The sequence below is a fragment of the Sphingobacterium psychroaquaticum genome (assembly GCF_900177625.1).
Classification (GTDB): Bacteria; Bacteroidota; Bacteroidia; order Sphingobacteriales; family Sphingobacteriaceae; genus Sphingobacterium; species Sphingobacterium psychroaquaticum.
The window spans coordinates 268,735-280,033 of the sequence record NZ_FXAU01000006.1; the positions used below are offsets into that span (position 1 = coordinate 268,735).

Annotated in this window: 8 protein-coding genes; 7 read left to right on the forward strand and 1 reads right to left on the reverse strand. The window is 45.4% G+C overall.

Going from position 1 to position 11,299, the window contains the following annotated elements; all coding sequences use genetic code 11:
- Window positions 1-9: 9 nt before the first annotated feature.
- From B9Y69_RS15625 to B9Y69_RS15645, 6 genes are read left to right on the forward strand one after another with little or no spacing between them, the layout of a single operon-like run.
- Complete coding sequence (locus tag B9Y69_RS15625) at window positions 10-1,863, forward strand: RagB/SusD family nutrient uptake outer membrane protein (RefSeq protein WP_085473905.1); 1,854 nt, start codon at window positions 10-12, stop codon at window positions 1,861-1,863.
- 12 nt (window positions 1,864-1,875) lie between these two features.
- Window positions 1,876-2,766 carry a DUF5017 domain-containing protein gene (locus B9Y69_RS15630; protein WP_085473906.1) on the forward strand — a complete coding sequence of 297 codons (891 nt, stop codon included), beginning with the start codon at window positions 1,876-1,878 and terminating at the stop codon, window positions 2,764-2,766.
- Between the two features lie 19 nt (window positions 2,767-2,785).
- A complete protein-coding gene (locus tag B9Y69_RS19115) occupies window positions 2,786-3,952 on the forward strand; it encodes a sialidase family protein (RefSeq protein ID WP_144036599.1) in 1,167 nt (388 codons plus the stop codon).
- 7 nt (window positions 3,953-3,959) lie between these two features.
- Window positions 3,960-5,378, forward strand: a complete 1,419-nt coding sequence (locus B9Y69_RS15635; RefSeq protein ID WP_159451870.1) for a sialate O-acetylesterase — start codon at window positions 3,960-3,962, stop codon at window positions 5,376-5,378.
- A 20-nt stretch (window positions 5,379-5,398) separates the two neighbouring features.
- Entirely contained in the window at window positions 5,399-7,492 is a 2,094-nt protein-coding gene (locus B9Y69_RS15640; protein ID WP_085473908.1) for a sialidase family protein, read from the forward strand.
- 11 nt (window positions 7,493-7,503) lie between these two features.
- The gene (locus B9Y69_RS15645; protein ID WP_144036600.1) at window positions 7,504-8,625 is read left to right on the forward strand and encodes an SGNH/GDSL hydrolase family protein; all 1,122 of its coding nucleotides are present in this window, start codon (window positions 7,504-7,506) and stop codon (window positions 8,623-8,625) included.
- A 46-nt stretch (window positions 8,626-8,671) separates the two neighbouring features.
- Here the strand turns inward: B9Y69_RS15645 and B9Y69_RS15650 are convergent, their stop codons facing one another.
- Entirely contained in the window at window positions 8,672-9,535 is an 864-nt protein-coding gene (locus tag B9Y69_RS15650; RefSeq protein ID WP_085473910.1) for an AraC family transcriptional regulator, read from the reverse strand.
- A gap of 152 nt (window positions 9,536-9,687) precedes the next feature.
- Here B9Y69_RS15650 and B9Y69_RS15655 point away from each other — a divergent pair, with 152 nt between their 5' ends.
- Window positions 9,688-11,298, forward strand: a complete 1,611-nt coding sequence (locus B9Y69_RS15655; RefSeq protein WP_085473911.1) for a fucose isomerase — start codon at window positions 9,688-9,690, stop codon at window positions 11,296-11,298.
- The last annotated feature ends 1 nt before the right edge of the window (window position 11,299 follow it).

Consider the following 11,299-nt stretch of genomic DNA (forward strand, 5'->3'; position numbering starts at 1 on the left):
GTGTAAAACATGAAAAAGATAATCATATTTTTAGCAATACTAGCGTGTTCAGGTTGTAAGGATTTTTTGGAAAAAGTACCAACAGACTTTACCAGCCCTGAAAGTTATTTTAATACGGAAAAGGACCTAGAAACAGCATTGGTAGGTGTCTACGATATTTTGGGACACGAGTATGTGTATGGCAAGTGGTACCAATTTCAGATTTCGGTGGGTACCGATGAGAGTTACATGACGGGGGTACAACCTGCGGGCTCGTTGAACACCTATCAGCATGAGCCATCCAATATATACCTCACAAATTTATGGCGCTACATCTATAGCGGTATAGAACGCGCCAACCAGCTGATTGCACATATCGATAAACCTAAGATGGATGAAGGGAAGAGAAAGCAGATCCTGGGCGAGGTGCTTTTCCTTCGGTCGTATTACTATTTTATTCTGGTGACACATTTTGGTGATGTACCCCTGAAATTGGAACCGACTTCTTCCATCAACAACACGGATATCAAACGTTCCGATATGCGAATCGTATACGAACAGATCGTCACTGATATGAAGCGTGCCGAAACATATTTAGAAGGACAAACGGCGGCAAAGGTGGGATTCGGTGGCCGGGTAACGCTGTCGGCAGTGCGCGGTATACTGGCGCGCGTTTACCTCCATATGGCAGGTTTCCCGCTTCAAGATACCGATAAATATAAGGAGGTAATCGCCTATACACAGAAGGTGATCAATTCGGGTGAACATGAACTGAATCCAAGCTTTGAACAGATCTTTATTAATTATGCGCAGGATAAGTACGATGTGAAGGAGTCGATCTGGGAGGTTGAATTCTGGGGCAATAGAACGGGGAATGCCTTTATGGAAACGGGACAGATAGGCACGATAAGTGGTCCTTTTGCGAACGATGTGACGATCGGTAAGAGCACAGGATCTGTTAAGACAACAGGTTTGCTATTTAAAGCGTATGAAGAAGAAACAGGTAGCGCCGGTACGTTAAAATACTCGCCAGACTTAAGGCGGGACTGGACCTGTGTGCAATATACGTTTGGCACGGCGGTAAGCAACCCGGACTGGAACAAAACAGCGAGTGTAGGTATATACAATATGGATTTAGGGAAATGGCGACGTGAATTCGAGACGCTAACGCCTAAGCATAGCACATTTACGCCGCAGAACTTCCCATTATTGCGGTACTCGGATATTTTGTTGATGTATGCGGAAGCTGAAAATGAGGTGAATGGGGTGACGGAGGAGGCGAAAGCGGCCATTAACTTGGTGCGAAAAAGAGCGTATGGAAAACTATTGAATGGATCTGTTTTAAAACGGATAGCGGTGACAAATGGTGGTAGTGGTTATGTGACGGCAACACCTCCCAAAGTGATTATCTCTGGTGGCGGTGGTGCAAATGCGGAGGCTATTGCTATTGTCGCATCTGGTCGGGTAACGGAGGTTATTATTACCCGGGCAGGGAAAGGCTTTACGGCGGTGCCAACGATTTCTTTCGCGGCCGCGAGTGGATCGGGAGCTGTGGCGCAGGCTACACTTGTTAATCCGGCCTTGGTGAATGCCGACTTATCGGCACAGCACACGGCTTCCAAAGATGCCTTCCGATCGGCTATTCAAAAAGAGCGTATGCGCGAGTTTGCTGGTGAAAATTTACGTAGGCAGGATTTGATCCGCTGGGGTAAATTGATGGAATTTTTACAGGTGGCAGCCAAGGATATCGTGGACTTTGCGCCTGCAAATAGAAAATATACCGCACAGGCTGGCGACAATGTGGCCGATAGGGATGTGCTACTCCCAATTCCGGCGTATGAGATGAATCTAAATAAACTGTTAACACAGAACCCAGGCTGGTAAATCTGATAAACCATGAGAAATAAAATAATATATGTTGTATGGCTTTGTTGTGGTCTGAGTGCTTGCAACAAACTGGAGATAAAACCGGTAGACTTTAACGTATCCTTGGATAAGAACACCTATAAAGTAGGGGATACGGTACGATTTAATTTTAGTGGCGAGCCGGATTACCTCCTGTTTTACTCGGGGGAGAAGGGGGCAAAGTATGAATTCAGGGATCGGGTAGTTACAGCGACGGGAAATCCATTATTGAGTTTTACATCGTTGAAAACGGGTGCAGCAGCGGCCAAATTGCAGGTGTTGATATCAACGGACTTTAGTGGGAGCTATGATAAAAATACCGTCAGTATGGCTAAATGGGATGACCTTTCTTCGTTAGCGGTGTTTTCTACGGGAGCTGATAATACGGCATCAGGTCCTATTACCTTACAGAAATACATGGAAACCAAGCGGCCGGTGTACCTGGCTTTTAGAAGCTACAAACCCAATGACGGTAGTACCCAAAGCTACAACCATACGATAAGGACGTTAAGCATCAAGCTGGAATCCTCGGAGGGGAATACCTATGAAGTTAACCCAGGTGTCAACCTGCAGGGATGGAAGAATGTGGAATTTTCGACAGACAATATACCTTGGATTGTTAATAGCTCGAACCAATTGGTACTTAACAATAGCACGCCTGTCGGTGAAAATGAGGAATGGGCCATCTCGGGTGCCATACATTTGGATCGCGTGGTGCCCGATAGACCAAAGAGCTTAAAGAGTATAACCATGGTTATGCCAAAGCAATTGGAGCATGTGTTTAAGGAAAAGGGGACGTTTAAGGTAGCTTTTGTGGCTTTCAACCAGTCGATAGACCAGAAGGAAGAGGTTGTTAAAGAATTGAACATCATCATTGATTAAAAGAATAAGGATTTAGATCATGAATAAAATATTGACCTTGTGTCTGTTGTTTTTTGTATTCCAGGTGCACGCCCAATACCTGGAATCGGGTGCGCCTTTACCTGGTGTCGTGGTAGCACATGTGCCTAAGAGTTCGGGCAGTTACCTCGGAACACCGAGTGTCGTGATACTCGCGAATGGAGATTATCTCGCTTCGTTTGATTTTTTTGGTCCGCAATGTTCTTCCGATAAGGTACATGTGTACCGATCGGCGGATAAGGGGAAGACCTGGCATTTTTTGACGGAGCTGGCGGATACTTTTTGGGGCGGATTATTTGTTGTGGATACGGATGTGTATGTACTGGGCGTACGTGGATCAGACCGCAATCTATCGATCAGAAAGTCTACTGATTCGGGTAAAAGTTGGTCGCCACATGCTATTTTAAGAGCAGGGCGCTTTCATGGTTCTTCTACCCCGGTAGTTTTTCATAACGGTAAAATTTATAAAGGCTACGATCATCTTGGGATCGAAGATAAAAGTAAAGCCTGGATGTCGGAAAATAAGTCGTTCATTATGTGGGCGGACGAAAATGCAGACCTGTTGAAACCTGACAGCTGGAACTACAGTGAAGAAATAGCTAAACCTAAACAAATAGATGGTACCGGTTGGCTGGAAACGAATGCTGTACTGGGATTAGATGGGGCGATACGAGGTATTACGCGCATCGCGAACGAATCGGGGTATATCGCTGGTCACTATGCTGTAGATGATAAAGGCGCTATTGTAAACGGTTCGGTGAAGGCGATTCCATTCTTAGGCGGAGCCACGAAGTTTAATGTGATGTGGGATCCCAAAACTAAAAAATATTGGTCCTTAACGAATTACCCGTCGGAAATAGTACGAAAGCCAAAGATGCGTGCAGGAGGAATGCGTAGCGTACTCGCTTTGGTTTCTTCGCCCGATCTAGAGAATTGGACGGTCGATAAAATTGTGATGGCCAGTACGGATGTTAAATACCATGGTTTTCAATATGTGGATTGGCAGTTTGATGGCAAGGATATCATTCTCATGAATCGGGTTGGTTTTTCGGATGAATTTGGCGAAGCAGATAATGCACATAATTCGAACTACATTATTTTTCAACGGATCCGGAATTATAAGAAGAGTAAGACCACAAAGGAGTTGGTACGGTTTGTCAATAAATAGAAAGAACATGCGAAAATATATGATATTGCTCGTTCTTTTGACGAGCGCATTAACAGGTTTTTCAAAAATTGAGCTTGGTACCCAGTTTTCGGATAACATGGTCTTGCAGCAGTCTGCCAAGATCAAAATAGCGGGTAAAACATCAACCGTTGGAAAAGTGACGGTCACCACAGGCTGGGGGAAAACCTATAAAGCGACCGCTGATAAGCAGGGGAAATTTACGGTTACGATTGAGACCCCAAAGGCGGGTGGCCCCTACGATATTATTCTGGATGACGGCGAGCAGACGGTTTTAAAAAATATACTTATTGGCGAAGTTTGGTTGGCTGTAGGTCAGTCGAATATGGTGATGCCTGTCAAAGGGTTTGATGCAAAGCAGCTTGTTGTGAATCGACAGGAGATGGAGCAACATGCCTCGAAGCTACCCCCCATTCGTTTTCTTACCTTAGAATCGCCTCCTTCGGAAGAGGTTAGCGATCTGGTTTTAGGAAAGTGGGTTGCCGCCGATGCGCAATCGGTCGCAAATTTCAGCGCCGTAGCCTACGAATTTGCCCGTACGTTGCAGGAGGAATTAAAAGTGCCTGTGGGGATTATCGTTGCGGCAAATTCGGGGACAAGGATTGAGTCTTGGATGAGTAAAGGTAGCCTGGAGTCGATAGCGGATAAGTTCCTGGATTTGGATAGACCTTTTCAGAAAAATAGTGCTGCAGCCATGTACAATGCAATGATCGCCCCATTGCTAGGGTATCAAATCAAAGGTTTTTTATGGTATCAAGGCGAGGCGAATAGAATGTCGCCAGGTGCTTACCTGAAACAGTTTCCTGCGATGCTCGATGACTGGCGGAAATCTTGGGGCGGCAAAGACCTGCCTTTTTATACGGTAGAGATCGCTCCGTTTCCGTATCCCACGGACAAAGACAAGGCTTATATAGCGGCTTTTTTTAGGGAAAATCAAAGAAAGCTGGCCCGTACGCTGGCGCAGGTAGGAATTGTATCGACAGTGGATGTCGGTTCTTCCACTACGGTACATCCACCGGATAAAACGAAGGTGGGCACGCGCTTGGCCTTGTTGGCTTTAGGGCAGACCTATGGTTTTAAGGAACGCTATCAGGAATCGGTCTACAAAGGATACAGCACCGATGGGGATAAAATATCGATTACTTTTTCGGGTAATAATAGGTTACAGCTGCTCGGCGATACGCTTCAGGATATGGAGATTGCTGGGGAAGATCAGGTCTTTCATCCCGCGAACGCAACGTTGCAGGGGGATAGATTACTGGTATGGTCTGCTGCTGTTGCGCATCCTAAATCAGTACGATATTGTTTCAAGGCATACAGTGTGGGAAACCTGTTCACGGAACATGGGTTGCCAGTTCCACCTTTCCGAACGGATAATTGGAGTATCATTCAGAAAAAAACACCTTAACCTCAATAAACGATTTACACATGAAAAACTCAAGCAGAATATTCAAGGCTTTGCTCTACGCTGTTCTATTGCTTACAGCGGGTACAGGTTGTAACAAAATGCTAATCGAGCGTTCGGCGTTCATGGCGGTTCAGAATTTTAGTAATGTGCCCGGAACGGTGGTGGTCCATAGTCCCAAATCTTCGGGTGTCTATAGAGGGACGCCAAGTATTGCGAAATTACCGAATGGTGATATTATTACGTCAAATGATGTCTTTGGAACGGGTATTTCCAATCGCACCGATATCTTTGGTTCGACGGATAACGGGGCTTCGTGGGACAGTATATCCTCCGTGAATGGCGCCGTATGGTCGGGGTTGTTTTACCATCAGAATAAACTGTATTTACTCGGTGCCAATACCAGTGGAGGCGCTAATCTGGTCATCCGGGGTTCGGACGACGGTGGGGTCACCTGGTCGAGCCCAACGATTATTGTATCTGGCGCGTGCCACGGTTCATCGACCCCCGTCTTATTTGCAAATGGACGCATTTATAAGGCGTATGAATTTCACGATACGGACTTGAATGGCAAGTGGATGTCGGGTAATAAAGCGTATATCGTATCGGCTCCTATGGGCGCAGATCTATTGAACTCAGCGAGTTGGACGCAGTCGGCAAAGTTGGAAAAACCCGCTTGGCTGGATGGTACAGGCTGGCTAGAAGGGAATGCGGTGATCGGGCTTGATGGAAAGATTAAATGTATTACTCGGTTGGCATCGATGGATGGCGCACATGCAGGCTATTATTCGCTGTCATCAAATACCCAGATTGAAGCGGGTTCGGCAAAAAAGATCCCATTTTTTGGGGGCGCATCAAAATTCAATATCAGGTATGATTCGCTTTCGCAAAAATATTGGTCACTGGCTAATTATGTTCCAAAGGAGTTTAAAGCAGGCAATAGATCGGCGGGAGGAATCAGGAATGTCCTGGCTTTGACCTGCTCGGACGACTTAGAATCATGGCAAGTTAAAGCAATCGTATTGGCGGATGATGATGTAGAGAACGTAGGCTTTCAATATGTGGATTGGATCTTTGACGGCAATGATATCTTATTTGTATCGCGTACCTCATACGAGGATGGCTTTGGTGGAGCGGATAACTTTCACAATGCTAATTTCATGACGTTTCATCGGATTTCAGGGTATGCATCGGCAACGACACCCATGAACTGGGCGCATCTATTGCCTGACAATGGTTGGGATGGTGGCGTAAAGGAATTTGATGCCTCGGGTGCGCTTGGGAGCACCGCTGCTAACCCTATTTTAATAGGTGAACCGGGCGAAATAGCGTACCTCGCGGAGCAGGTTTATCAAGGGAATTCGTTTGCCGGTAAGTATTTTAAACTGACCGCAGACATCGATTTGAACGGGTATAATTTTATGCCGATCGGTTGGTATATCACGACGACGAACAACCGCCCTTTTAGTGGTCATTTTGATGGTGGAGGTTTTAAGGTGAAGCAGCTTATCATCAATCGGAATGATAATTCCCAAACCTCTAATGGCTTGTTTGGCTATGTAAAAGACGGCACGATAAAGCGGTTAGGGATAGACAGCACCAGTCAAATATTTGTCGGTGGTGTTTCTGCCGGATTGGTTGCCCAAGGAAACAACGTAACCCTAAGTGACAGCTACAATAAGGCGGCCATATTTGGAACATCTCAGGTGGGGGGACTATTGGGCTATGGTGTGGGAACTAACGTGATAACGAATTGCTACAACACGGGAAGCTTGATGCTCAGCACCACCACCAGTACAAATAAGTACATCGGCGGACTATCGGGCTATTTTAAGTTTGGAAGTATCAGTAGTAGCTATAATGTAGGAAGCGTATCTTCTACACTCACGGGGTTGACAACTATGGGAGGTATCGCTGGAGTAAGTGGCCCGACGGTAACACATGCTTTCTTTCTGTTAGGTAGTGTGGGCGTGAATAATGGTGTGGGTACAGGGCTTGCTGCCAGCAGTTTGAAAAGTGCGACGACTATAAGCACGCTAAATAACGGTGGAAGCAGTTGGAAGGCCGATGCTTTGCTACATAACCATGGTTTTCCGGTCTTGTCTTGGCAGCCTTAATAGGGATTGGTATGAAAGCAAATGTGATACGGTTATTGGTTTTAGGTTTCGTGATGATGCATGTATCTGCGCAGGTCTTTAGCCAAGACTTTAACCGGTTCAACTGGGTATCTGTCGGACAGGATGCGACCTTGAGATTGCAAGGGAAACTGGATGATGCATCGCTTAGAGCTAGTTTATATCGGTTGCCGGCTTCCGTTAAAGATGTGGTGCGAAAGGAAGTATGGAATCTATCAAGAAATCCAGCCGGTGTTTACCTCGACTTTTATACGGAGGCAGATACGGTGGCTTTTGCCTACCGATGTGAACAAAATATAAATTTGAAGCACATGAGTGCGATCGGTATTTCAGGTATAGATGTATATGCTAAATTGAAGGACAATCGCTGGGTTTGGGTAAAAACGAAGTATATCACTTTGAATAACGGCGATGTGAAGGTGGTGATGGAGGGACTTGATGTCAAAGACCTGGCATACTATCGCCTCTATTTTCCGCTGTACAATACGGTGGCAGATTTTAAGATCGGACTGAATCGGCCGGTCGATTTGATCTCGCTGGAGCATAAGGGTAAGCCCATCGTGGTTTATGGTACCTCTATCGCACAGGGCGCATCGGCCTCGAGGGCGGGAATGTCTTGGGTTGCTTTGTTGGGCCGGCAGGTGGAGATGCCGGTGGTTAATCTAGGCTTTTCTGCAAACGGTAGATTGGAGAAAGAGGTTGTAGATGTAATCGCGAAGCAGGAAGCCTCGCTTTATATCATCGATTGCCTTCCAAACCTGGTTGCTTTTACGGATGAAGAGGTACGGCAAAGATTGTTGTATACTTGGCAGACGTTACGGAAGTCTCATCCGCAAACTCCGATAATATTTACAGAGCATGCAGATGCGACGATAAATCTGTTGAATACAGATTCGCAAAGGGCGTACGAGCGCGTGAATCGGAATCTAAATAGATTTATAGCGGAAAATATAACAGGTAAGGATGCCCATGTCCATCTGGTCACCGCGCGGTCTATCGGTCTAGATATCGACGATACAGCAGATGGTATACATCCCTCGGATCGAGGAATGAAGAAATATACCGATGCCTATGATCAGGTGATACGGAAATTAAGAATACATATAATCAACTAGACGCGAACGCACTACTGGTAAAAAGGTAGTGCGTTTTTTATATGGATCAATTGGCCAGTAGATAATCTTTTTTAAAGGAACTGGGGGTACTCGCCTTAAATCGTTTAAAGTGACGGTAAAAATTAGAGGTGTTCTCAAACCCACTTTCTTCAGCAATTGCACCAGCTTTCATGTTGGTATTGATGAGCAATCGACAAGCGTGATTGATGCGGATTTCGGTGAGAAAATCGTAATAGGATTTCTGTGTCAGATTTTTAAAAAAACGACAGAACGATGTGACGCTGAGGTTACTGAGTTCGGCCATTTTTTCCAAGGTGATGTTCTTTTCGAAATTATTAAACGTATACGTGAAAATTTTATTGGCCCGGTCGCCATCAAAGTTATGGGACGCCGACAGCGCATAGTCGGGTGAGATCACTTCATAATCGCTATTGTTACTCAGTAAATCGAATATTTTTAGTAAGTACACGATTTTGTTGATGCCGGTGGACTCGGTCATCTTATTCATCAATTTAACAATTTTACGCTTAGATTCTCCTTGAATGATTAATCCCTGGCGTGCCAGCGTCAATAGCTTTTGTACTTTTATAGTTTCTGGGAGATTCAAAAAATTATGCCCCAAGGATTCCGGGTGAAAATGTAAAACTAAGGCTTCGACATAGTACTCACTATCGGATTTCAGGTTGCACTTCCAGGTATGTGGAATGTTGCTCCCCAGTAAGATAAGCTCATCTTTTTCAAAATTGGATATGTTTTCCCCGATAAACCGGATGCCCTCGCCTTTGATGAGATAATGCAGCTCTATTTCGGGGTGGTAATGCCAGATCGTACCGAAATGCGGCAATACATCATGTCGGATTTTAAACGTGTGATCACTGGTCTTTGGAACTTGATGAAATTTGGCTTTCATAATTGGTATACCTTGTTTTCTTACTAAAGTTCTGAAAATGATATGACATAATCAACTTTATGATAATATGTTAGAATAGTTAGCTAAATTCTTAAACAATTTCCCATCAATCTTCGCTGATATTTGCAATACCGATTATAAAATAGTTGACTATGACAGCAAAAAATAATAAACAAGCAATCCTTGTATGTAGTGGAGATCTTAGACCAGCGGCAAACCTGAATTGCTGGCCAATGCAACAAAAAATGGAAGAAATGCTCCAATCTGCTTTTCAGCAGTTGGGGTGGGAAGTGAAACGGGCGCATGGGTATAATGCCGAAAAAGGACATGGATTTATAGACTACCAACATGAGGGAATTAAAGTCTTCCGGAATATCGATCGAAGTGCACCCTTGATCGTGGCAGAAAGTGTATGGCAATACAGTCATCATGTGTTGGCGGGGTTGATCGCTCACCAAGGGCCGATATTGGTGGTCGCAAACTGGGATGGCACCTATCCGGGTTTAGTAGGCGCCTTGAACCTGACGGGCTCCTTGACCAAAGCCGAGGTAGACTATAGCTTTTTGTGGAGTAAGGATTTTACCGATGAATTTTTCATGGAGAAATTAGCGGAATGGACGGAAAAGGGGACGATTACCCATGACTATTCACACGTTCGCCCGTTTGAGATCGGGGCCCTCGCTTCGGAAGACCGGGTTCTAGCAGAAAATTTCGCACAAAAGATTGTGCAGGATCGAATTGTAATGGGGGTGTTTGATGAAGGTTGCATGGGTATGTTTAATGCCATTGTGCCTGACGCCCTGATCCATAAGTTGGGTATCTTCAAAGAGCGCTTAAGCCAATCGACCTTATATGCTAAAATGTTGACGGTGTCGGATACCGACGCGGAGGGTGTTTTGGAATGGATGCAGGGCAAAGGTATGCAGTTTGATTGGGGGCAAGATGGAGAAACGGAATTGACGCGGGAACAGACGATCGAACAGTGTAAAATGTATGTGGCGGCATTGCGCTTAGCGGATGAGTTTGGCTGCGATACGATCGGTATCCAATACCAGCAGGGGTTAAAAGAACTGGTTCCAGCGAGTGACCTGGTGGAAGGACTTTTAAATAATACGGTGAGACCTCCCGTTTATAATGAAAAAGGGCAGGAGTTGTATCCGGGAAAGGCGCTGCCACATTTTAATGAAGTGGATGAGTGCGCGGGTATCGATGGGTATGTGACCTACCACCTGTGGAATGCGCTGGGATTGGATGGCGATAATACGCTTCATGATCTGCGCTATGGCGAAGAGTATATGATTAACGGTGTACCTGAATTCGTGTGGGTGTTTTTGATCTCAGGAGCTGCTCCGGCATCACATTTTATCGGTGGGTACCAAGGGGCGGATAGTTTAAGACAACCTGCTATGTTTTTCAAAAAGGGTGGCGGTACACTGCGCGGCATCAGCCGTCCGGGGAATATCGTATGGAGTAGGGTATACATTGAAAATAATGAATTATTCTGCGATATCGGTACCGGTAGAGTTGTTGAGCTGCCTGCTGAAGAAACGAACCGAAGATGGAACCTGACGGATAAGCAATGGCCGATTATGCACGGCGTGTTGGATGGCGTAAGCCGGGACCAGATGATGGCCAAACACAAAGCGAATCATATTCAAGTGGTGTATGTTGACGGTGATTTTGACGTAAAACGTGCCGCTGCAATCAAGGCTGCAGCTATACAGTCGTTGGGCATTAAGGTTAACTATTGTGGGATACACTAAA